General features: G+C 64.1%; 19 protein-coding genes. 6 read left to right on the forward strand and 13 right to left on the reverse strand.

The features are described from left to right. Positions 1-166: 166 nt before the first annotated feature. Both HDG32_RS17060 and HDG32_RS17065 read right to left on the reverse strand, forming a co-directional pair. Positions 167-3,583, reverse strand: coding sequence for an alpha/beta fold hydrolase (locus HDG32_RS17060; RefSeq protein ID WP_184069170.1), 3,417 nt, complete (start codon positions 3,581-3,583; stop codon positions 167-169). A gap of 252 nt (positions 3,584-3,835) precedes the next feature. Next, entirely contained in the window at positions 3,836-4,627 is a 792-nt protein-coding gene (locus HDG32_RS17065; RefSeq protein ID WP_184069173.1) for a hypothetical protein, read from the reverse strand. Positions 4,628-5,030: 403 nt separating this feature from the next. Here HDG32_RS17065 and HDG32_RS17070 point away from each other — a divergent pair, with 403 nt between their 5' ends. Then, positions 5,031-6,923, forward strand: coding sequence for a hybrid sensor histidine kinase/response regulator (locus HDG32_RS17070; protein ID WP_184069176.1), 1,893 nt, complete (start codon positions 5,031-5,033; stop codon positions 6,921-6,923). A 46-nt stretch (positions 6,924-6,969) separates the two neighbouring features. On the opposite strand, the gene HDG32_RS17075 is transcribed toward HDG32_RS17070, so the two are convergent. The 4 genes from HDG32_RS17075 to HDG32_RS17090 form a co-directional block, all read right to left on the reverse strand. After that, positions 6,970-7,749 (reverse strand): response regulator transcription factor, encoded by a 780-nt coding sequence (locus HDG32_RS17075; protein WP_184069179.1) that lies wholly within the window; start codon positions 7,747-7,749, stop codon positions 6,970-6,972. A 256-nt stretch (positions 7,750-8,005) separates the two neighbouring features. After that, on the reverse strand, positions 8,006-8,209 hold the full coding sequence (locus HDG32_RS17080) for a hypothetical protein (protein ID WP_184069446.1): 204 nt from the start codon (positions 8,207-8,209) through the stop codon (positions 8,006-8,008). Further along, positions 8,184-9,188, reverse strand: a complete 1,005-nt coding sequence (gene cydB / locus HDG32_RS17085; protein WP_184069182.1) for a cytochrome d ubiquinol oxidase subunit II — start codon at positions 9,186-9,188, stop codon at positions 8,184-8,186. The genes HDG32_RS17080 and cydB overlap by 26 nt, the downstream gene beginning before the upstream one ends. Before the next feature lie 24 nt (positions 9,189-9,212). After that, the gene (locus tag HDG32_RS17090; RefSeq protein ID WP_184069185.1) at positions 9,213-10,637 is read right to left on the reverse strand and encodes a cytochrome ubiquinol oxidase subunit I; all 1,425 of its coding nucleotides are present in this window, start codon (positions 10,635-10,637) and stop codon (positions 9,213-9,215) included. A gap of 166 nt (positions 10,638-10,803) precedes the next feature. On the opposite strand from HDG32_RS17090, the gene HDG32_RS17095 reads away from it, so the two are divergent. The 4 genes from HDG32_RS17095 to HDG32_RS17110 all read left to right on the forward strand — a co-directional run bounded on the left by HDG32_RS17095 (position 10,804) and on the right by HDG32_RS17110 (position 14,579). Next, positions 10,804-11,139, forward strand: coding sequence for a hypothetical protein (locus tag HDG32_RS17095; RefSeq protein ID WP_184069188.1), 336 nt, complete (start codon positions 10,804-10,806; stop codon positions 11,137-11,139). A gap of 121 nt (positions 11,140-11,260) precedes the next feature. Beyond that, on the forward strand, positions 11,261-12,082 hold the full coding sequence (locus tag HDG32_RS17100) for an alpha/beta fold hydrolase (RefSeq protein ID WP_018420811.1): 822 nt from the start codon (positions 11,261-11,263) through the stop codon (positions 12,080-12,082). Between the two features lie 358 nt (positions 12,083-12,440). After that, a complete protein-coding gene (locus HDG32_RS17105) occupies positions 12,441-13,235 on the forward strand; it encodes an NAD(P)-dependent oxidoreductase (protein ID WP_184069191.1) in 795 nt (264 codons plus the stop codon). Positions 13,236-13,280: 45 nt separating this feature from the next. Further along, positions 13,281-14,579 carry an MFS transporter gene (locus tag HDG32_RS17110; protein WP_184069194.1) on the forward strand — a complete coding sequence of 433 codons (1,299 nt, stop codon included), beginning with the start codon at positions 13,281-13,283 and terminating at the stop codon, positions 14,577-14,579. Between the two features lie 138 nt (positions 14,580-14,717). Here HDG32_RS17110 and HDG32_RS17115 read toward each other — a convergent pair whose 3' ends face one another. From HDG32_RS17115 to garL, 4 genes are all read right to left on the reverse strand, one after another. Further along, positions 14,718-15,008 (reverse strand): contact-dependent growth inhibition system immunity protein, encoded by a 291-nt coding sequence (locus HDG32_RS17115; protein ID WP_260321424.1) that lies wholly within the window; start codon positions 15,006-15,008, stop codon positions 14,718-14,720. Continuing rightward, positions 15,008-15,841, reverse strand: coding sequence for an RNase A-like domain-containing protein (locus tag HDG32_RS17120; protein ID WP_184069197.1), 834 nt, complete (start codon positions 15,839-15,841; stop codon positions 15,008-15,010). The genes HDG32_RS17115 and HDG32_RS17120 overlap by 1 nt, the downstream gene beginning before the upstream one ends. Before the next feature lie 488 nt (positions 15,842-16,329). Beyond that, complete coding sequence (locus HDG32_RS17125) at positions 16,330-17,259, reverse strand: 2-hydroxy-3-oxopropionate reductase (RefSeq protein WP_260336498.1); 930 nt, start codon at positions 17,257-17,259, stop codon at positions 16,330-16,332. Further along, the gene (garL, locus tag HDG32_RS17130) at positions 17,256-18,056 is read right to left on the reverse strand and encodes a 2-dehydro-3-deoxyglucarate aldolase (RefSeq protein ID WP_184034205.1); all 801 of its coding nucleotides are present in this window, start codon (positions 18,054-18,056) and stop codon (positions 17,256-17,258) included. The genes HDG32_RS17125 and garL overlap by 4 nt, the downstream gene beginning before the upstream one ends. 232 nt (positions 18,057-18,288) lie before the next feature. Here garL and HDG32_RS17135 point away from each other — a divergent pair, with 232 nt between their 5' ends. After that, positions 18,289-19,872 (forward strand): aldehyde dehydrogenase (NADP(+)), encoded by a 1,584-nt coding sequence (locus tag HDG32_RS17135; RefSeq protein ID WP_184069203.1) that lies wholly within the window; start codon positions 18,289-18,291, stop codon positions 19,870-19,872. Between the two features lie 141 nt (positions 19,873-20,013). Here the strand turns inward: HDG32_RS17135 and HDG32_RS17140 are convergent, their stop codons facing one another. From HDG32_RS17140 to kdgD, 3 genes are all read right to left on the reverse strand, one after another. Then, the gene (locus tag HDG32_RS17140) at positions 20,014-20,757 is read right to left on the reverse strand and encodes a FadR/GntR family transcriptional regulator (protein ID WP_184069206.1); all 744 of its coding nucleotides are present in this window, start codon (positions 20,755-20,757) and stop codon (positions 20,014-20,016) included. Between the two features lie 221 nt (positions 20,758-20,978). Beyond that, positions 20,979-22,337, reverse strand: coding sequence for an MFS transporter (locus HDG32_RS17145; RefSeq protein WP_184069209.1), 1,359 nt, complete (start codon positions 22,335-22,337; stop codon positions 20,979-20,981). 189 nt (positions 22,338-22,526) lie between these two features. Further along, complete coding sequence (gene kdgD, locus HDG32_RS17150) at positions 22,527-23,444, reverse strand: 5-dehydro-4-deoxyglucarate dehydratase (RefSeq protein WP_184069212.1); 918 nt, start codon at positions 23,442-23,444, stop codon at positions 22,527-22,529. Positions 23,445-23,547: the final 103 nt, after the last annotated feature.

Consider the following 23,547-nt stretch of genomic DNA (forward strand, 5'->3'; position numbering starts at 1 on the left):
CCTTTACGAGAGGGTCGATACTAACGTATTAATCGCGCCTCGTGATTTTGAGATAATGGTCGAACAAATCCACGCAATATTGCGACACGCCGGCTTCTATCAAAATCTCTTGTTTTATGCCTGGCTTTATTGTCCGAATGCGTGGCGCATCGGCAATGCAGCCGTGTCAATGCGCATTCAGATAGCCGACGATCAACGGATAAACATCGACCGCCGCGTTCTTGCCGAAGATGCAGTCGATATGCCCATACCCCGGGATCAGATGCCGCTCGTACGGCTGCTCGGGGAAGCGCTCGCGCAGCAGGTCGTAAGTGCGCGCGGTGCTGACCGGCAGATAGGTTTCGTTCTTCTCGCCGTGAATGAAGCCGATCGGCAAACGCATGCCCTCGAGTCCTTTCATGCCGTCCGCGCCGGTCAGATACACGTCGTCGCCGCGCGCATCGACGACCTGGCCCGCGCGCACCATCGTGGCCAGATGCTGGAACACGGCCATGTCGTGAATGCCGAACAGTTCCTGCAGGTTCGCATGCAGCGCCTCGTTCAGCTTGTCGTGCTCGTAGAGCAGGCCATACAGGAACGTCGCGCGATGACAGATCGGATTGCCGCAGCCCTCGCCGTGATCGAGCGGATAGAGACGCAGCGCTTCGTCGAACAGGTTCGCGGGCCACGAATCTTCCTGCGTATAGGCGGTGAGCTCGCGTATGCGCAGATGCTGCATCAGGTCGGGAATATGCAAGCCGGCCTTGATCCGTTGCAACGTGCCCGGCACCGGATGCGCGGACACCTGCGAAATCACCGCCGAGCGCACGCCGTCGAGTCCATGGAGAAGCGACATGCTGAGCGCGAGGCCGCCCAGGCAGTGGCCGAGTACCTGAATGTTCGGCGCGCCGGTCACTTCGCGAATCTTCGCGACGGCGGCGGGAATGTCCTCGCGCGCGACTTTGTCGACGCTGGTCGGCACGAGCACGCTCGGCAGTTCGATGCTGACGCGCAGATCGACGAGCCACACGTCGTAGCCCGACGCGTACAGATATTCGACGAGGTTGGTCGGTATCAGATCGGTCGAGAAGATGCGGCTCGATACGCCCGAGCCGTGGATCAGCAGGATCGGCTTCGCGGCTTTGCCCGCGGGCGGATCGCAGTAGCGCGTGAGCTTGAGCCGCGTGCGGTCGGGTGTGTCGAAGTACGTGACCTGCGGCGCCGGCGCGCGCAGCGTGCGTTTCGCGCGCGGCGGTATGCATGGATCGTAGAACTGCAGCGGCGCGGCCACGCCGCCGTATTCGGTGAACAGCACGCCCGCGAAGAACTTGCCGAACTTCAGCGTCCATTCGAGGCGCGTCTTCAGGTCGGGCGCGTGTGTGACTTCGAGCGTGCGCTGCTGCTTCAGGAAGTTTTCGGGCGTGATGATCAGCGTCGCGGTGCCGACGACGGGCGCATCGTCCTGCGCCGCGGCGCGAATCTCCGCATACAGCGTGTTGGTCTGCTCCCACAGGTTGATCGGCGACGTGCGCGTGATGATCTTCTTGCCGGTCAGATACCAGGTGTTGCCTTCGACCGCGTCGAGCGTCATCCGGTAGTTCATGTTGCGTTCGTCGACGTCGGATTCGTCGACGACGAACAGGTTGAAGGTGCCGTCGCTGATCGTCAGCGGTTGGGCGGACAGGGCGGGGCAGGTCAGGGTGCCGGCGGTGCGCGCGAGGTGATTCGGGTTGCTCAGCATGTCGGCGAGATCGTCGGACTCGACCGTCAGCGTGAATTCGATCGCGCTCTTCGCGGCTTCGCCCGCCACGCTGGGCGTGTAGGTGCCGACCATCGTCTCGGTGAAGCGCAGGCCGATCTTCTGTGCGGGCGGCGCGGCGGCGGTGCCCTTCGACATGTAGTCGATCGACCAGTCGTGCGCTTTGGCCAGTAGCGCGCAATTGCGCTCTGCGAGCGCGGAGATGGTCAGGAGCGGATTGACGCCGAGCGACATCGGCATCACCGCGCCGTCCATCACGTAGAGGCCGTCGTGCACCGCGACGCCGGCCGTGCCGCTGAACACGCGGCCCAGATGATCGACCACGCCATGCGCGGCGTCCTCGCCCATGCCGCAGCCGCCGAGCGGATGCACGGTGACGGTGTGCCGGCCGGCGATCTTCGTCGAAATCGGGTTGCGCAGATATTTGCCGCCGAGCGGTTTGGTCGCCTCGATCAGCACGTTCTCGATGCTCTCGAAGATCGGTTGGCGTCCCGCGTTTTTCCATTCGATGCGCGCACGGCCTTTGTCGCCGACCGTGATGCGGCCGCTTTCGTCGTCGTGCGCCATCACGAGGTAGCTTTGCGTGTGATTCAGCGCACCGTGGTACGGGCCTCGGATCAGGCTTTCGAGCGCACGCGCGTCGTAACTCATGCGCTCGAGCAGCGACGGGGCCCCAGCCGCATCCACGCCTTCGAGCGGCGCGACCGCGCCGAGCATGCCGACGAGCGCCTCGCCGACCGCACCGGCCAGCGAGCCTTCCTCGATCACATAGCCATCCCTGACGTTTTTCCCGTCGGCGCGATTGTCGATCAGGCCGGTGATGGTCGGCCCGACCGGCGGAATCTGCCCCGGCTTGTGCTCGCCCCAGCCGACGCCGTTGATCGTGTCCCCGGTGTTGTACGCGAAGGCGAGCACGTCGCCGTTGCCGGTGAAATGCTGGCCGAGCATCTCCGACGTGCTCAAGCCCGCCTCGCGCGAGCGCAGCAGCAGCGCGGTCGAGCCGATCGTGCCCGCCGCGACGATGACGACATCGGCCAGCACGAACAGATCGGGCGCGTCGTAGCTTTCGCGGCCGAGCTTCACGAGCTGGAAGTTGACCTTCCATTGCTGCGTGTCGGGATCGCGCAGTACCGAATGCACGGCCGTGCCGGTGAAAATCTGCGCGCCGTGGGCGACCGCGTCCGGCAGATAGTTCATGTGGGTCGAATTCTTCGCGTCGTAGTTGCAACCGGAGTTGCAATCGCCGCAACCGACACAGCGCTGCTGCTCGACGCCCGCCGCGTTCGGACCGTCCTTGAACGTGACCGTGATCGGCGGACGGCTGAAGCGGTCGGCCATGCCGAGCGCCTGCGCCGATTTTTCGAGCGCCTGCAGCTTCGGCAGCGGCGGGAAGTCGTCGGGCACCGGCGACGGTGACAGCATTTTCCAGGCGAGTGCATAGCCGTCGTCGCGTCCGGCCTGGTCGGCGCGCAGCGCGGCCGGCCAGCGCGGGTCGTCCCACAGGCGCGGATCGGCCTTGAGCGCGACGTTCGCATTGATCAGAGACGTCCCGCCGAGCCCACAGCCCACCACCGCGTTGACGTCTTCATTTACGTGCACTTCGAGCAGCGCGAGCGGCGAACCGATCTGCGCCTCGGCCGTGTTGTACTGGATCTGCTCGGCGCCCTGCACGGGCGTACGCGGATACTCGCCGGCCATGAATTCGCGGCCGCGCTCGAGCACGCACACGCGACGGCCCGCGCGCGCCATACGGCTCGCGGCGATCGCGCCGCCGTAGCCCGAGCCGATCACGACCACCTCGTAATGCCGTTGCAGCGCCGTCGGCGCGCTCGATAAGCGGTTCATCAGGACCACCTCGTCTGGAATCGGATGCGGGGAATGGAAGCTCGACTTCGGAACAAAGACGGCGTGCTGCGGGAGCTTTTTTATCGTAGGCGGAATATCGGCGCAAAAAAAGCGCGCCGTGGAGGGCGCGCCGAAGTCGTAGCGTGCGACGTTCAGGGCGGCACGACCGGCCGGCCGTTGCCGGGTGTACCCGGCCGTACGGGCATGCGCACTTATCGCGCTTCTTATGTGGCCTGTTGGTTATCCGAACTATTACGCGGCCACTTCATTGAATTCGCTATCGCTCGATTCCGCCGCGAGCAGATTCAACGCAACCAGAATCGCCGCGCGATTGTCGACGTCGATCTCGATGCCGAGCGCGTCGGTGAGCCAGCGGCCGATCTTGGTGTTGGAAAATTCCTCGGCGCCGGCCGTCTTTTTCATGGTGACGCCGAGTTTGACGGCGCGATAGTGATAAGAGGGCACCCGATGCCGAGCCGCGACCGCCGAAAGCCCGCCTTTGCCTTCGGAGCACCAGCCGAGGCTGCCGGCCAGCACGATCCGCTCGGGTTCGTCGAGCCCTTCGATGAACTCGCGCGCCGCGCGCCGCACGCGCTGTTCGTCGAGGCCGTATTGCAGCAGCACGCTTGCCACCGGGTCTTCGAGCGCGTGCGCGTGCAGATCGATTTCCTGCGCGACGCCCTCGGTCTCCATCGACACATTGCGCTGATGGCACGCGCTGCGCAGGCAGTCGATCAGATAGCGGCGGAAATACGCGCATACCGCGTAGCTGTTGGACGGTGCGCTGTCGGCGCGCGCGTTCGTTTCGGTGTGGCCGGGCGCAAGGCGCAACACCTTCGCGTAGATGAACTGAGCGACCAGTTCTTCCTTGTCCTCGCCGAGCGCCTGCAATTCGAGCGGGTGGTAGGTCCGCAACGCGCGCTTGACCAGTTCGACCATCGACACCATTTCGTCCGCTGAGAGCCGGGTGCGCCTGCGCCACAGATCGGGGAGGATCGCGTCGTCGAGTTGGCGGGCGAACTCGTAGCTCGGGACTGCGCCCATGGAAAACCTCCGTCGGTTGGCAGGGAGCGCGGCGAGCCGCGGCGCATGGGCCGCGAGTCGAGGGAAGGTGGCTGAAATGCCGCGCTGAAACGTGAATGCAGTATGGTTCGCGGCAAGGCCTTCGCCTATATGGATTAAGTGTTAGCCGATGGGTAAACTGCCGGGTAAACCTTCTGGTGGATTCCTGACGATTCGTCTGAAGAGCGGGCATTCGCCGTAGAATAGACCGCGAGGGCGGCGCGTTCGGTCGCCCGATTCGACCCGCGGTTGCCACGAAGCGCCGGAGCGCCGCCGCTTCGTCAGTATTTCGTCTCAACGAAGTTGCCATGCCCGCGCGATAAAGCTGCGTGGGATCGGCGTAAGCGCTAAAGCGCTCACGCCGATCGACAGAGGAGACCGCCCCATGCGGGCCGACCCGATCCAGCGTGCCATCGACGAAGACCTCGTGCGCGTGCTCTACGCGCAGGATCCGATCGCGTTCTTTTCGCACTGGTTTTCGATCGCGGTGCTGGTGGCGATCTACTGGCCGCATGTGCCGGCCCCGCCGCTGTTTATCGCGTGCTTCGTTTTTTATGCGCTCGCCAATTGCGCGGGCCTGGCGCTGTGGATTTGCAACCGCCGCTATCCGCAGCTCGTCTCGCCGCGCGACTGGATCTATCTGCACGCGCTGCGCGGTGTGCTCCTCTATAGCGGGCCGGGCTTCGCGGTGTGGTTCGCGTTCCAGAGTCCGCAAACCGATCTGCCGTTATTGCATACCGTGATGCTGGTGACGCTCGCGGCCGGCGTGTTCATGTCGAATGGATTCGATCTCCTCAATTTTTCGACCTCGATTCCATTTCTGCTGCTGCCGTCGATCGTGCTGCATTTCGGCTCGCATACGTTCGATCGCACGATTCTCGCGATCGTGCTGGCGTTCTTCTTCTGCGCGATCAACGTCTACGCGATGAGCTATCGCAAGCTGTTTCGCCAGGTCGTGCAGGCGCGTGTCGATCAGCAATACCTCGCGGAATCGCTGGCCGCGCAAAAGCGCGTCGCCGAAGAAGCGAGCCTCGCGAAGACGCGCTTTTTCGCGGCGGCAAGCCACGATCTGCGTCAGCCGCTGCATGCGATCGGCCTGCTTGCGGCATCTCTGAACGATCCGGCGGCGACGTCCGCGCAGCACGCGAAGACGGCCGGGCACATCGTCTATAACGTCGAGGCGCTCAATCAGCTGTTCAACCAGGTGCTCGATCTCGCGCGGCTCGAAAGCGGCGTGACCCAGGTGATCCGGTTGCACTTCCGGCTCTCCGAGCTGTTCGAACGGGTCGGTAGCCAGTATCGTCCGCAGGCCGCGGCGAAGGGGCTCGCGCTGCGCATCGCGCCTACGACGATGGTCGTCTACGACGATCCGGTGCTGCTCGAACGCGTGTTGAGCAATCTGCTGTCGAACGCGGTGCGTTATACGGAGCAAGGCGCGATCTGGCTCGGCTTGCGGCGCGCGGGGCGACAGAAGGGCGGCTATATCGAGGTGCGCGATTCGGGCGTCGGCATTGCGCCGCAAGAGCACGAGCGGATTTTCGAGGAGTTTTACCAGGTCGAGAATCCGCAGCGCGACGCGCGTCAGGGGCATGGGCTCGGGCTGCCGACCGTCAGGCGGCTCGTCGGCCTGCTCGGCGGCGAGTTGCAGCTGCGCTCGGCGCCGGGGCGCGGCTCGGTGTTCCGCTTTGCGGTGCAGGCGGGTGACGCGAGCGGCATCGTCGCGAGTCTGAACGATTCGGTCGCGGGCGGCCCGGCCGCGCAGGGGCGGCGCGTGCTGTGCATCGACGACGAGCCGTCGATACTCGAAGGCCTCGCGAGTCTGCTCGAGCGCTGGGGCTGCGACGTGCACGGCGCGCGCGACGAAGCCGGCGCGCTCGCCGCGCTCGCGGACGGCTTCGTGCCCGACGCGGTGCTGTGCGACTACCAGCTCGCCAATCACCGCACCGGCGCGCAGGCGTTGAGCGCGATACGGGGCGTGCTTGCGCGGGAGGGGCACGGCAATGTGGTGACGCTGCTGATCACCGGCGATATGGCGTCGGCGGAGCTGACGGCGCTCGCGTTGCAGGGGATTCCGGTGCTGCACAAGCCGGTGACGCCGGCGCGGTTGCGGCGCACGCTGGAAATGCTGTGGCAGCAGGCGGAGCTCGATCAGGGGCGGCCGGCGGGTGCAGTGGTGTTGGGGGGCGGAGCGCCGGACGACCCACCGCCGTCGCCCGCCGCGGCCGGCTCGCCGCAAGCCGAAGCGGGCTCAGGGGCGCAAAGCGAAACGCAGCCTTAGAGGCTGGAAACCAAGACGGGTTGGGCTTGCGGCGCAGCACAAAGCGCTACAACGTCTTCCCGGCCTCCAGCCATCCATTGATTACGGCGATCGCCGTCGACCGGTTATGCACACCAAGCGCCCGAAAGATCACCGACAGATGCACCTTCACCGTGCCTTCGGCGACGCCGAGATCGCGCGCGATCATCTTGTTGGTCCAGCCGCGATGCACGAGCCGCATGATGTCCTGCTGACGTGGTGACAGGTTCTCCAGCAGATGCTGCTGATGCGGCTGCAGCGACGGTACCTGCGTGACCGGTTCGAGCTGCGGGACGGTGCCGGGGCCCGGCCCGCGGACGGCTTGCGCGGCGGCGCCCGGGGCCGGCACACGTGCCGATCCATCCGCATCGGTGCCCGCGCAGCCGGCCGCCCGCGTCTCGCGCGAGCCGAGCAGACTCAGCGCCTCCATCGGCACATAGGCACCGCCGGACAGCACCAGTTCGATCGCCTTCAGCATCACGCTGGCGGGCTGGCGCTTGGGGACGAAGCCGAGCGCGCCGGCCGCGAGCACCGCGCGCATCTCGTCGGGCGATTCCTCGGCGGACAGCACCACCACCGGCAGCGCCGGATTCGCCTTCAGCAGCGTTTCGAGCGACGTCGCGCCGCTCATGCCCGGCATATGCAGATCGACGATCGCCAGATCGTGATTGGCGTCGGGGCGCGCGGCGGTCGCAAGGGTTTCCCAACTGTCGGCTTCGTCGAACTGGGCGTCGGGATCGAAGCCGCGCAGCATGCCTTTGACGCCTTGCCGGATCAGTTCATGGTCGTCGGCTACAAGAAACTTCATGATGTCTCCGCGAGTCGAGCCTGTCCGTTGAGGGCTGCCGCCGTTGCGCATGCCGCAGTTGCAGGCTGCGCAGTTGCGCTGCGACGCGCGTGGCCGGCTGCCGGAATCGTTCGATGCGCTTCGTGATGTTAAGGCAGGTCTCCCGCGCATAGGTTCCGGCTTGCTACGTAGACGAGCCGCGCGCCCCGTTTTTGAAGCGCTGACGCGCACGATCCGGAAGGTTATGCCCGCCGGATCGACACGGGTTCGCGCGCCGCTATCTGACCGCGAACAGCGTCGCATTCATCAGAAGCTTGAAGGCGAAGCCGAGCGACATCGCCGCGGTCACGCCGAAGCACCATAGAGCGATGAACCAGAGCCAGCCCGGCAGTTTGCGGCTGGGCGTTGCGGCAGTGGCGGTGGGAGCCGACGCACTGGCACCCCGCGTTTCAGTTTCAGTGATAGTGATGTTGGTCGCCATGACGCACCTTGCCTCGAAAGACCCAGTAACCCATCGTCGTATAGGCGACGATGATCGGCAGGATCACCGCCGCGCCGGCCAGCGTGAACGTCTGGCTCGAGCGTGGCGCGGCGGCTTCCCATAGCGTGATGCTCGACGGAATCGCATACGGCCACAGACTCACGAGCAGCCCGAGATAGCCGAGCAGCACGAGCGCCAGCGCGAGCGCGAACGGCGTGTTGTGATGGCGCGCGCGCACCGCGCGATGCATGAAAAACGCGCAGATCGCGACGAGGAACGGCACCGGCAGCAGACGGTAGAAGATCCCGTCATGGAACCAGCGTTGCGCGATGCCCGCATCCATCAGCGGTGTCCACAGGCTCACAAGCGCGATGAAGCCGAGCAGCACCAGCGTCAGCGGCCAGACCACGCGATGCAGCCGTCGCTGCAGATCGCCCTCGGTCTTCGCGATGAGCCAGCAGCAGCCGAGCAGCGCGTAGGTCGCGACGAGTCCGAGGCCCGTCAGCAGGCTGAACGGCGTGAGCCAGCCGAACGCGTTGCCGGCATAGGCGCCATCGGCGACCGGAATGCCTTGCAGAAACGCGCCGAGCACGATGCCCTGGAAGAACGCTGCGCCCGCCGAGCCGCCGATGAATGCGAGGTCCCACAGATGCTTCGTGCGCCGCGACTTCGCGCGGATCTCGAACGACACGCCGCGAAAGATCAGGCACACGAGCATGAACACGAGCGGCAGATAGAGCGCCGACAGCACGGTCGAGTAGACGACCGGAAACACCGCGAACAGCGCGGCGCCGCCAAGCACGAGCCAGGTTTCGTTGCCGTCCCACACTGGCGCGACCGTGTTCATCATCAGGTCGCGTTCCTTTTCGTCGGGGAAGAACGGAAAGACGATGCCGATGCCGAGGTCGAAGCCGTCCAGCACTACGTACATGAAAAGGCCCAGCGCGATGATCGCGGCCCATACGACGGTTACGTCCATTTTTTCTTTCTCTCGAAGCGTAGGTTAGACGGCGTCGATCATCTGATCGGCGGCGGACAGCGGGCGGCGCGCGGTCTGCGCGGGCGTCGGCTGCGGCAGGCCGTGAGGCACGTCGTGCGACTTGGCGCCAGGCAGCGCAGGACCGGAGCGCATCAGCTTCAGCATGTAGTAGATGCCGGTGCCGAACACGAGGAAGTAGACGGCCACGAACGTCATCAGCGACAGACCGACCTGCTGCGTGGTGAGCGGCGACACCGCCTGCGACGTGCGCATCACGCCGTACACGACCCACGGCTGGCGGCCCGCTTCGGTGGTGACCCAGCCGGCCAGCAGCGTGATGAAGCCGCTCGGCCCCATCGCGACGCACAGCCGCTGGAACCACTTCGCTTCGAACAGGCGCCCGCGCCGGCGCAGCACCCAGGCCGCGATCGACATCGCGATCATCAGCACGCCGAGGCCGGCCATGATGCGGAAGCTCCAGAACACGACGGTCGAATCCGGCCGGTCCTGAGGCGGAAATTCCTTCAGACCGCGGATTTCGCCGTCCCAGCTATGCGTGAGGATCAGGCTGCCGAGGTGCGGCACCGATACCGCGTAGCGCGTGGTCTCCGCCTTCATGTCGGGGATGCCGAACAGGTTCAGCGCGGTGCCGCCTTTTTCGGTACCCCACAAGCCTTCGATCGCCGCGATCTTCGCCGGCTGATACTTGCGCGTATTGAGGCCGTGCTGATCGCCGACGAATGCCTGGATCGGCGTGAGGATCAACAGCAGCCACAGCGCCATCGAGAACATCTTCTTGACGGCGGGATCGCGCCGGCCGCGCAGCAGATGCCACGCGCCGACCGCCGCGACCACCAGCCCCGCGACGATGAACGCCGCGAGCGCCATATGCGCGAGCCGGTAGGGGAACGACGGATTGAAGATGATCTTGAACCAGTCGAGCGGCACGACATGGCCGTCGACGACCTCGAAGCCCTGCGGGGTCTGCATCCAGCTATTGGACGCGAGAATCCAGAAGGTCGAGATCAGCGTGCCGATCGCGACCATCAGCGTTGCGCCGAAGTGCGCCCGCGGACTCACGCGCTGCCAGCCGAACAGCATGATGCCGAGGAAGCCCGCTTCGAGAAAGAATGCGGTCATCACCTCGTACATCAGCAGCGGACCGGTGATCGGCCCGGCGAAACTCGAGAAGCCCGACCAGTTGGTGCCGAACTGATAGCTCATCACGACGCCCGAGACGACGCCCATGCCGAAGGCCACCGCGAAGATCTTCGACCAGAACAGACAAAGATCTTTGTAGTAGGCCTTGCCGGTTTTCAGCCAACGCCATTCGAGAACGGCGATGAAACTGGCGAGACCGATGCTGAGCGCGGGGAAAACGATGTGAAAAGAAACGGTGAACGCGAATTGAATGCGCGCGAGATCGAATGCCGATAGTGCGGAGTTCATGATCCTGTTGTGCGTGATGGCCGCGTGAGCGGACTTACGCGCGTCGACCGATGTCGGTGCGCTCTGCGCTGGGCAGATGGCGCAAGAGTAGGGGATCGAAACAAAATGTGCTGCGATGCGATGTGCGTCAAAAAACCGCCTTGTTTTATGCGAAATACGCTTATCGATGAGGCAAGCCGTTGTTGAATATCAAGTTTCTTTTGGCGGCCGATACGTGGCCGTGTGTGCCTCGTCGCGTGAGCTGCGTCAATCGACCGCGCTGCAGCAATTCGTTTCGCGCAGCCTTGCGCGGCAAGGTCGCGGGCGGTGTCTGTCGCCAGCCGACAATCGATCCATCCAAACCGACTTCGTCGGTGGGCGTGCTGGTCAGGCGATTTTTTTACTTCTACGATGCACGCTGCCGCGTGGCCGTTTCAGCGATTTCTCTTCAGTATTCGTTGCGCATTATCCGTTCGCCATTCGTTTGGTGTTGATGTTATTTCGCGGCGGAATTTCTCAATAGGTCATGACTCATTGCCGCATTCGCACGGCGTTCTGTCATGCGTCGCGCGCATACTTCGTGAGCAGCGTCCGCTTCATCCACCTGCCGGCGACGGCAGACTTCATCGACAAGGAGTCAGCAGATGAGCACGATCAGAACGAAAGACGGTACCTCGATTTTCTACAAGGACTGGGGCCATGGCCGCCCGGTCGTGTTTTCGCACGGCTGGCCGCTGACCGCCGATGCGTGGGATGCGCAGATGCTGTTTCTCGGCAGCAAGGGCTTTCGCGTGATCGCGCACGACCGGCGCGGTCACGGCCGCTCGGAGCAGCCGTGGGACGGCAACGAGATGGACACCTACGCCGACGATCTCGCCGCGCTGATCGAACATCTCGATCTGCAGGACGCGACGCTGGTCGGCCATTCGACAGGCGGTGGCGAAGTTGCGCATTACATCGGCCGGCATGGCACGGGGCGCGTCGCGAAGGCTGTGCTGATCGGCGCGGTGCCGCCGCTGATGCTGAAGACCGCCGATAATCCGCTCGGCCTGCCGATCGACGTGTTCGACGGCATCCGCAAGGGCGTCGCGGACGATCGCTCGCAGTTCTTCAAGGATCTGGCCGTGCCGTTCTACGGCTACAACCGGGAGGGCGCGAAGGTGTCGCAGGGCGTGATCGATTCATTCTGGCGCCAGGGCATGGCCGGTTCGATCAAGGGGCTATATGACTGCATCGAGCAGTTCTCCGAAGTCGACTACACCGAAGATCTGAAGAAGATCGACGTGCCGACCCTGGTGCTGCACGGCGACGACGACCAGATCGTGCCGATCGACGCAGCCGGCCGACGCACCGCGGAGATCGTCAAGAACGCAACGCTGAAGGTTTATCCGGGCGGCCAGCACGGCATGTGCACGGTGGAGGCCGACAAGGTCAATGCCGATCTGCTCGAATTCATCGGCGCCTGAGCGAACGTAACGATGTGATCTGTTGAGGGCGCGGGCGGCATACGGACGCCGCTCGCGTCGGACGCCACGCGCCCGCTGGCGTCGGGTAAATCCACTCCTGGAACAAAAATCCACTTCGAGTTATACGATGTCGCACGAACGCGACGTTCCTATGCCTTTGCTTTTTAAAGAGGTACGAAACCGCCGCGCAGTAATTTAAGGGTAAATGCGGAGTTGAAATCCGCTTGTCCATCGTCGATAGTACGTTATCGTACAACTTGAGTGTGTTATGCGACGCGCGCAGCGCGATTCGCCGGCCGCTCAGATCCTCTGTCTGTTCTCTGAAGACCTCGCGCGCAGCGCAGTAAAAGGAACCCCTATGAAGAAGATTGCCCTGAGTGGCGCCGGCGGCCAACTCGGCTCCGTGGTACGTGCTGAATTCGTCGCGCGCGGCGTGCCGTTGCGCTCGGCCGCGGGCTCCAGAGTACTGACGCCGCTCGTCGACGGCGAAGACGTGATGAACGGCGACCTGCGCGATCCGGCGGTGGTCGACCGTCTGCTGAACGGCGTGGACGTGCTGATCCATTTCGCCGGCACGAGCGTCGAGCGTCCGCTGCCCGAGATCATCGAGAACAACCTGCGCGGCCTCGTCGAAGTCTACGAAGGCGCGCGCCGCAACGGCGTGGAGCGCATCGTGTTCGCGAGCTCGAACCACGCGATCGGCATGTACCCGGTCACCGAGCATCTGAGCCTCGACTGCGAACTGCGCCCGGACGGCTTCTACGGCCTGTCGAAGGTGTGGGGCGAAGCGCTCGCGCGCATGTACTGGGACAAGCACGGCATCGAAAGCGTGTGCGTGCGGATCGGCAGCTGCCTCGAGCGTCCGACCGAGCAGCGCCATCTGAGCACCTGGTTCGGCCACAAGGACCTGATGCATTTCCTCGAGCGCTGCATCGAAGCGGAAGACGTCGGCTTCCTGACCATCTGGGGCGTGTCGGCCAATACGCGCAGCTGGTGGGACAACAGCGGCGCCGCGCGCCTTGGCTACGAGCCGAAGCAGAACGCCGAGGACTACGCGCAAGACATCCTGTCGCGCCCGAATCCGCTCGATGAGCTGTGCCAGCGCTACCAGGGCGGTAGCTTCGTCGGCATCGACTATTCGCGCAAGGCTTAAGTCCCGTTCGGTTTGACGGGCATTGCATCACGAGGAGTGGCAGCAATGAAGATCAAGGGTATTCGCTGGGGGATGGTCGCGCTGGTCGCGGCCGGCCTGATCATCAATTACCTGGCGCGTAACACGTTGTCGGTTGCGGCTCCGACGATGATGAAGGAGCTGAACATCACGACCGAGCAGTATTCGCACGTGGTCGTGGCGTGGCAGCTCTGCTATGCGTTCATGCAGCCGGTCGCCGGTTTCGTGCTCGACACGATCGGCACCAAGGTCGGCTTCGCGGTGTTCGCGCTGGCGTGGTCGGTGGCGTGCGCGGCGGCGGCATGGGCGACGGGCTGGCGTAGCCTCGCAGTGTTCCGCGGTATCCTGGGTCTCGCCGAATCGGCCGGGATTCCGGCTGGCGTGAAGGCGACCAGCGAGTGGTTCCCGGCGAAAGAGCGGTCGGTTGCGATCGGCTGGTTCAACATTGGCTCGTCGATTGGCGCGCTGCTTGCGCCGCCGCTCGTCGTGTGGGCACTCTTTCACGGCCGCTGGCAACTCGCGTTCGTGATCGTCGGCGCGGCGGGTATCGTATGGAGCGTGCTGTGGATGATCATCTACAAGCATCCGCGCAACCAGAAGCTGCTGGGCAACGCGGAGCGCGACTACATTCTGAGCGGCCAGGAAGCGAAGCATCACGATGACATCAACACGCCGAAGCGCAACTGGCGCGCGATGCTGGCGAGCCGCGATTTCTGGGCGATCGGTATTCCGCGAATTCTGTCCGAGCCGGCCTGGCAAACGTTCAATGCGTGGATTCCGTTGTACATGATGACCGAGCGTCACATGAACCTGAAGGAAGTCGCGATGTTCGCGTGGATGCCGTTCCTCGCCGCCGACATCGGCTGCGTGCTCGGCGGTTATCTGAGCCCGCTGTTCCACAAGTACGCGAAGGTGTCGCTGTTCACGTCGCGCAAGATGGTGTTCGTGGTCGGTGCGCTGTTCATGATCGGGCCGGCGTGCGTCGGTCTCGTCGAGAGCCCGTACATGGCGGTGGCGCTGCTGTGCGTCGGCGGCTTCGCGCACCAGACGTTGTCGGGCGCACTGTACGCGATCACCTCGGACATGTTCGGCAAGCACGAGGTCGCGACCGCGACGGGCATGGGCGGCATGGCTGGATATCTGGGCGCCGCGGCGTTCACCGCGCTGTTCGGTGTGCTCGTCACGCAGATCGGCTATAGCCCGCTGTTCGTCGTGCTGGCGGTGTTCGATCTGATCGCCGCGGTCGTAGTCTGCCTGATGGCCAGGAGTTCGGACAAGATGCCGGAGCCGAAGTGGGCGTCGGCCGGTGCGGTGACGGCGAAGTAAGGCGAAGTGCGGTCGGCTTTAGTGGGCCGATGTTGTGAAAGAAGCGGCGCCCATGAGTGGGCGCCGTTTTTTTGTCGGTTTTGCGGCCGTTTGCAGGATGGCGCTGTTGCGCCGTGAGCGTTGCAGCCGGCAAGCAGATTAGTCGCCCAGCAGACGTTTTAATTCGTCAAAGAAGGATGCGGTAGTGTATCCCCACAATTTCGGATGGAAATTAAATCCATAATCTTCGTAAAACTTTTGGTCAAGATTTTCGCCTGCTTCTTTTTTATATTTATCTATTTCGCGTAGCGTCTCTGCAATTTCTTCTGTAGAACTGTCTCCCTTGAAGCATGATACAACCTGCTCCAGAGTGTCACCCCAGAGATCGCTATCTTGGTTGAGATATCCCCCGAACAGGACATAGAACTGGGGATATGATTCTTCGTTCATCATTTCAGTAGATAAGACGTCAAAATGTAATATGGCATTCCATTGTATTTCTCATATTTCAAGACAACCTGAACCGTACTCATACCCTTTACTTGCCCGGTTTCTCGGATAATTCCATAACCTACAGTTTTTCCAACGTTATGGAATAGAGTTAAAACATGTCTCGGATTTGATTGAGCCCAATTCCTGATTTTCAGTGTGTTGGATTCCATGGCATTGGAGATCGCCCATTCCGCCGTCGGTAAATCCCGAAACGACGATACTACTTCTCTTTTTGGTTCCAGGCGCAGCCGCTCGCGCAATTGCGCCTCAGTCCGCCCGACATGCTTTTCGATTGTATGCCCGCCGATCCGGCTACCGTCCTTTGCTTCGTGCTCCATCAGTCTGATCCGGCCCATCACGATCCGCGAAGTCCGTATAGCCTTGACCGAACTAGCGAAGCCAAACGGCACGACCATATCGAGCCACAGACCGATATTGTTCGCCATATCGGGACTGGCCTTCATCGCCTCGGCAAGTTTCGTCGTGCCCTGCTGGGTCAGCGTCGCCGTATCTCGCGCCGTCCAGATCTGACGCAAGCCAGCGGCCGCTGTGTCCGAGCCGTGTACGCCGAACACAACGCATCCGGCCTTGCTTGCCATGGTCGGCTCCGGCATCACACACAGCGCGCCGGCCCCGACCATTTCCAGCAGACCGCCGACAAGTTGCAATCCGCCCCATAGCCGGTTGGAAAGCATTTCGCTCTGGCTGATCGATTGGCGCGTTAGCACCGCCGCCAGTTGTGGCGCACTGAGTACGACGCGCACGCCATCCGAATCCTGGTTATATGACACTCCGGACTCCTCTGTCGTTGTTGGGGCTATCAAGCTAACAGCCGGGTGCAGAGCGAGGGAATGGGCGAAGGATGATTCTTGTGCCAGCCCGTGCGTCCCGATGGTTCGCTCGATCGGACGTTAGTTGGATTGGATGGCGCAAGGGCATGGGGCGAATGCCATGGCAGCCCGGCCACTACCCACGCCGTACGCTTTGACAGCCGCAAGAGGGGCGCGTAGCTCGCAATAAAATTGCGAAAGCATCGGCCGTTAATGAGGAGACGAAAGGTCGCGAGCTATGCTCACGCGTTGATGGTCATACGCTGGTTAGAAGCGCTGGATCAGGCGGCAATTCAGAGCGATGCCGCGGCGGAAGCCGTAATGGTCGACCGCGAGAAGAGCATCGCTCCCGATCAGACGACGAATTGCGATCAAGCCGGCCATCGGTCACATGCGGACAGACGGAAAACCCGATCGCGACTGTGAAGTGGCGCCGCGCAACAGCGCGCTTACGCGCTCTTCTGACCGATCTCGTGATTCGCGAGCACTTCGAGCGCGCGCACCATCGCCGAGTGGTCCCACGCCTTGCCGCCGTGCGCGACGCACGCGTTGAACAGCGCCTGGCAGGTGGCGGTGTTCGGCAGCGACACGCCGAGCGCCTGCGCGGTCGACAGCGCGAGGTTCAGGTCCTTCTGGTGCAGTTCGATGCGGAAGCCCGGATCGAACGTGCGCCTGGTCATGCGCTCGCCGTGCACTTCGAGAATGCGCGACGATGCGAAGCCGCCCATCAGCGCCTCACGCACGCGCGCCGCATCGACACCCGCCTTCGACGCGAGCAGCAGCGCTTCGCCGACCGCCTCGATGGTCGCCGCGACGATCACCTGGTTGGCGACCTTGCACACCTGGCCCGCGCCGACCGCGCCGATCAGCGTGACGTTCTTGCCCATCATGTCGAACAGGGGCTTCACGCTGTCGAACGTGGCCTGTTCGCCCCCGACCATGATGGTCAGCGAGCCGGCCTTCGCGCCGACTTCGCCACCGGACACCGGCGCGTCGAGATAATCGGCACCGGATTCGCGCACGCGCGCCGCGAAATCGCGGGTCGCCATCGGCGAGATCGAGCTCATGTCGACGACGGTCTGGCCGGCGCGCAGCGCGCTCGCGAGGCCGTTCTCGCCGAACAGCACGCGTTCGACGTCCGGCGTGTCAGGCACCATGATGAAGATCACGTCCGCGTTGGCGGCGACCGCGGCGGGGTTGTCGCATGCGAGGGCGCCGGCCTGCGTGAGCTCGGCGGGCACGCCGCTACGCGTAAAGGCGGCGAGCGACACGCCGTTTTTCAGAAGGTTGGCGGCCATGGGCTTGCCCATGATGCCGAGTCCGATAAAGCCTGCTTTTTGCATGGAATGCTCCGAAGATGTCGTGGCGGCCGCGTTCAAGCCTCGCCCGCCGGTTTCTGCATGAAGTGTTTCTGTGCCGCCTGCGCGGCGCCCTTGAGCAACCCGAGATCCGCGCAGACCGCGACGACGCGCGCGCCCATCGACAGATATCGTTCCGCGTCGGCCTGCAGCGGCGCGAGAATGCCGCTCGACTTGCCGGCCGCCTGCGCGCGCGCGAACACATGCGCGATCGCCTGCTGCACGTCCGGATGGCTCGCATTGCCGAGGTGGCCATACGACGCCGCGAGGTCGGACGGACCGATGAAGACCGCGTCGATGCCGTCCACCGCGAGGATGCTGTCGATATTCTCGACCGCCTTGCGGCTTTCGATCTGCGGGATTACGCAGACGTTGTCGTTGGCGATCGCGAAGTAGTCGGACACGGTGCCGTAGCGATTGCCGCGATGGCCGACCGACACGCCGCGAATGCCCTGCGGCGGATAGCGTGTCGACGCGACCGCGCGGGCGGCGTCGTCGGCGCTGTCGACGAAGGGCACGAGGAAGTTCGAGAAGCCGCTGTCGAGAAAACGTTTGATCACGACGCTGTCGTTGGCCGGTGGTCGGACGACCGGTGCGCTGCCGCTGTCCTTGAGCGCCATCAACTGCGGGATCAGCGTGAGCACGTCGTTGGGCGCGTGTTCGGCGTCCAGCAGCATCCAGTCGAAGCCGACCGTGCCCAGCAGTTCAGTGGCGATCGGGCTGGCGAGCGACGCCCAGCAGCCGATCTGGGTTTTTCCCTCGCGCACCGCGCGCCGGAAGCGGTTGGGCAAGGACTCGTAAGGCGTGACGGCGGGCATGCGGTGTCTCCTCGAACTGCGATGGATCGGGAAAGGCTGCGACAATGCTAAACCGCGAAATGCGAGTTATAAGTCGTCGTATGACAAGCTGCAGACTAGCACCGCACGGCCCGGTTGTAATGGGCGAGTATACCCGTATGCCCCTGTCAGACAAGCGTTTCGGGTTGCATAGGGCCCCCGCGACGTTGTAGGATGACCTATATCTTTAGCCTTCATTAAAGGAAAGTCAAAAATGCCTATTACCGGCGAAATGCTGATCGGTCGCAAAGCCGTGCGCGGCGAAGAAAAACCGCTGCGCGCGTTCAATCCTGCCACGGGTTCCGAGATTGCCGAGCCGGTGTTCGGCAGCGGCACCGTCGAGAACGTCGAGCACGCCTGCGCGCTCGCGCAACAGGCGTTCGACGCCTACCGTCAACTGCCGCTCGCAGTGCGCGCCGAGTTCCTGGACCGTATCGCTGACGGCATCACCGCGCTCGGCGACGAGCTGATCGAGCGCGCGCAGGCTGAATCGGGACTGCCGAAGGCGCGTCTGGAAGGCGAGCGCGGCCGCACCACCGGCCAGTTGAAGCTGTTCGCGCAGACCGTGCGCGCGGGCCAGTGGCTCAACGCTACGCTCGATTCGCCGCTGCCGGAGCGCAAGCCGCTGCCGCGCTCGGATCTGCGCATGCAGAAGATCGCGCTCGGTCCGGTCGCGGTGTTCGGCGCGAGCAACTTCCCGCTCGCGTTCTCGGTGGCGGGTGGCGACACCGCCGCGGCGCTGGCTGCTGGCTGCCCGGTCGTCGTGAAGGCGCATCGCGCTCACCTCGGCACGTCGGAGCTGGTCGGTCGCGTGATCCAGCGCGTCGCGCAGGAAATGGATCTGCCCGAAGGCGTGTTCTCGATGATCGTCGGCGCGGGTAACTCGGTCGGCGAGGCGCTGGTTGCGCACCCGGCCATCAAGGCGGTCGGCTTCACCGGTTCGCGCGCGGGCGGCACTTCGCTGATGCGCGTCGCGGCGGCGCGTCCGGAGCCGATCCCGGTGTACGCGGAAATGAGCAGCATCAACCCGCTGTTCCTGCTGCCCAACGCTCTTGCGGCACGCGGCGACGGCATCGCGCGCGGTTTCGTCGACTCGCTCGTGCTCGGCGCGGGCCAGTTCTGCACCAACCCGGGCCTCGCCATCGCGATCGACAGCGACGCGCTGAAGGGCTTCGTCGCGACGGCATCGGAAGCGCTCGCGGCGAAGCCGGCGCAGACCATGCTGACCTCGGGCATTCACGCCGCGTATGAGGACGGCGAAGGCAAGCTGGCCGCAACGAAGGGCGTCGAAGTCGTGGCACGCGGCGTCGCCGCGACCGGCCCGACCCAGGCTTGCGCGGCGCTGTTCGTGACCGACGCGCAGACGTTCCTCGCGAACCCGGCACTCGAAGACGAAGTGTTCGGCCCGGTGTCGACGATCATCCGCTGCAAGGACGAGCAGGAAATGCTGAAGGTCGCCGAACACTTCGCGGGCCAGCTGACCGCGACGCTGCAGATGGACAGCGCCGACGTGGCCGCTGCGAAGAAGCTGGTGCCGATTCTCGAGCGCAAGGCCGGCCGGATTCTGGTCAACGGCTTTCCGACCGGCGTCGAAGTGTGCCACGCGATGGTCCACGGCGGCCCGTTCCCGGCAACGTCGGATAGCCGGGCGACCTCGGTCGGCACCACGTCGATCGACCGCTTCCTGCGCCCGGTCTGCTACCAGGACTTCCCGGCCGAGCTGCTGCCGGAAACGCTGGCCGACGGCAATCCGCTGGAACTGTGGCGTCGTCGCGATGGCGAACTCACGCGCGGTTAATCGCGTGACGCCGTCCTGAACGGATGCGCGCCCGGGCCGGTCGGCCGGGCGCGGATCGAAGGGAAGGGCGGACGCAATCGCAAGATAAAAAAATGGCCGGGAGATCCCGGCCATTTTTTTCTCCCGCGAGCTTGGTGAGAATCAGCTGTTCGCTTCGCTCACTTCATTCGCGCGACGCAGCCGCTCGCGGCTATTCGACAGATGCATGCGCATCGCGGCGCGTGCGCCTTCGGCGTCGTGCCGGCTGATCGCCTCGAGGATGCTTTCATGCTCGAGGTTCACGAGCGACAGATACGCATCAGGATCGGCGCGCGCGATGCCGGCCGAGTCGAGCCGGTTGCGCGGAATCAGCGCGCTGCCCATTTGCGACAGGATGTCGACGAAATAGCGGTTGCCGGTTGCGCGTGCGACCGAGATGTGGAACTGCAGGTCGGCCTGCACGCTGTCGAGCCCGTTGTGGCGCGTGGCCTCGATCGCGTCGAGCGCGGTGCGCATGCGCGCGAGGTCGTCCGGCTTCGCGCGTTGCGCGGCGAGACCGGCACATTCGGTTTCGAGGCTGATGCGCAGCTCCAGAATGCACAGCACGTCGCGCAGCGTGGTGGCGGGCACCATGTCGATGCCGAGCTTTTCGCGTTGCGGCTCGAGCACGAAGCTGCCGATGCCGTGCCGCGTCTCGATGACCTTGCCTGCCTGCAGGCGCGAGATCGCCTCGCGAATCACCGTGCGGCTCACGCTGAGTGTGCTCATCAGCTGCGATTCGGTGGGGAGTTTGTCGCCCGGCTTCAGCAAGTTGGCCGTGATCTGCTCGGTGACGTAGTTGACGACGAACTCGGCAAGATTGCGAGCGCGTCGTGGCGGTGCCGCGGATGCTAGTGGTGTAGCCATCGAAAACGCTCCTTGTTTGAAAGATCGCTGGGAATCGTGCATTTTTATTATATCGTCGTCTGACGACTGATTATATAAGGCCGGATCGTTTCCGGCGCAAATGTCACGTATATCGGCGCAGGCCCGAAGTTTGGCGGCTCGGCGCGGATAAATCGCGCGAGGCGCCGGGCCGGTCGGCCGGAAGTACGATAACCGCGACGATAACCAAGCCTATAACGGGCTCACGCCGGGCGCAACTCGACCCGCCGGATATCCTTGACGATCACCAGATAGCTGATCACGGTCAGCAGCGCGTTCGCGCCGACGAACACCAGCGCGCCATTGAACGAGCCCGTGCGGGCGACGAGATAGCCGATCACGATCGGTGTCACGATGCCGGCGATGTTGCCGAACATGTTGAAGATCGCGCCGGACAAGCCGAGCGCTTCCTTCGGCGAGGTATCGGCGACCACCGCCCAGCCGAGCGCGCCGATGCCCTTGCCGAAGAACGCGAGCGACATCAGCGCGACGACGACCCAGTCGGTCGACACGTAGTTGCAGCCGATGATGCAGGTCGACAGCAGCATGCCGCCGACGATCGGCACCTTGCGCGCGACGGTCAGCGAACAGCCGCGGCGGATCATTCCGTCCGACAGCACGCCGCCGAGCACCCCGCCGAGAAAGCCGCAGATCGCCGGCAGCGAGGCCACGAGGCCCGCGTGCAGGATCGTCATGCCGCGCGCCTGCACGAGGTAGATCGGAAACCACGTGAGGAAGAAGTAGGTCAGCACGTTGATGCAGTACTGCGCGAGATAGACGCCGAGCAGCATGCGGTTGCTGAGCAACTGACGCACGAGCGTCCAGCCGCCGGCCTTCGAAACATCGTCCGGGCGCGTCTTGCGCGCACCGCTGACGAGCCCGCCACCTTGCTCGATGTACTCGAGCTCGGCGCGCGACACGCGCGGATGGTCGGCGGGATTCTTCATGACCTTCAGCCACGTCAGCGCGAGCAGCAGCCCGGCCACGCCCATTACGACGTAGACCATTTCCCACCCGAACGCGTGCGTGAGCCACGCCATCAGCGGCGTGAACACGACCGCGGCGAAGTATTGCGCGGCGTTGAAGATCGCCGACGCGGTGCCGCGCTCGTTGGTCGGGAACCAGCTCGCGACGACCTTCGCGTTCGCCGGGAACGCCGGCGACTCGGCCGCGCCCATCACGAAGCGCAGCGCGAACAGGCCGGTAATCGCCGCACCGGCGCTGCCGAGCAGGCCGACCGAGCTCTGCAGCAGCGTGAATAGCGACCACGAGAAGATGCTCGCCGCGTACACGCGGCGTGCGCCGAAACGGTCGAGCAGCCAGCCGGCCGGCAGTTGCGACAGCACGTAAGCCCAGCTGAATGCGGAAAAGATATAGCCCATGCGGATCGCGTCGAGGCTGAACGCGGTGCGCATTGCGGAACCGGTGACGGACAGTGTCGCGCGGTCGGCGTAGTTGAGGGTGGTGATCACAAAGATCAGCAGCAGGATCCCGTAGCGGACCTTGGTGCGTGCCGCGCTAGAAGCGGCGTCGGTGGAACTGGCCGAGCGGCTCAAGTCCATGGGTCATCTCCTGTATTGTCGGCGAGGTGTAGTCTGCACACCGGGCGGTCCGCAGACCACCTGCCTGTCGGGCAAACACACGAACGCCCGGCGACGTTGCTGTGCCGGGCGTTCGCCACGCGGCCGTCCAGGCGGCCCTCATCGATGAGGCTCGCGAGCTACTTCGCTAGAAGCCCTGACGCCGGTGCCTTACTGCGGTCCGAGCTTCTTGATCAGCGCGTCGAGCTGCTCCATTTCTTCCGGCGTCAGATCGGTCAGCGGTGCGCGCACCGGACCTGCGTCGTGGCCGACCAGCTTCGCGCCAGCCTTGACGATGCTGACCGCGTAGCCGGCGCGGCGGTTGCGGATCTTCAGGTACGGCAGGAAGAATTCGTCGATCAGCTTGCCGACGGTCGCGTGGTCGTCAGCGGCGATCGCGCGGTAGAAGTCCATCGCGGTCTTCGGGATGAAGTTGAACACCGCCGACGAGTACACCGGCACGCCCAGCGCCTTGTAGGCGGCAGCGTAGACTTCCGCGGTCGGCAGGCCGCCGAGGTACGAGAAGCGCTCGCCGAGGCGGCGGCGGATCGTCACCATGTTTTCGATCTCGCCCACGCCGTCCTTGAAGCCGATCAGGTTCGGGCAACGGTCTGCCAGACGCTCGAGCATGTCGGCGTTGAGCTTCGAGTTCGCGCGGTTGTAGATGATCACGCCCATGCCCGGAACAGCCTTGCAGACCTCTTCGGCGTGCGCGGCGATACCGTCCTGGCTTGCTTCGGTCAGGTAGTGCGGCATCAGCAGGATGCCGTGCGCGCCGAGGCGCTGAGCTTCCTTCGCGTAGGCGATCGCCACGCGGGTCGGGCCGCCGGCGCCGGCGAGGATCGGTACCTTGCCCTTGCAGACCTCGACCGCGGTCTTGACTACTTGCGTGTAGTCGTCTTGCGTCAGCGAGAAGAATTCGCCCGTGCCGCCGGCGACGAACAGCGCCGATGCGCCGTACGGCGCGAGCCATTCGAGACGCTCCGCGTAGGTGTCGGCGCGGAAGTCGCCTTTAGCGTCGAAGTCGGTGACGGGGAAGGACAGGAGGCCTTCCGAAACGATCTGCTTGAGTTCCTGCGGTGTCGTCATGATCAAAGTATCCAGGCGTCGGATTGGGTCGTTGTTGGTTCCAACCAGTACAACGGACGTCGTACTAGTAGAAGATCTTTGGAAATCAGATTTCTTATACGTC

It is taken from the genome of Paraburkholderia sp. CI2 (assembly GCF_014201055.1).
GTDB lineage: Bacteria > Pseudomonadota > Gammaproteobacteria > Burkholderiales > Burkholderiaceae > Paraburkholderia > Paraburkholderia tuberum.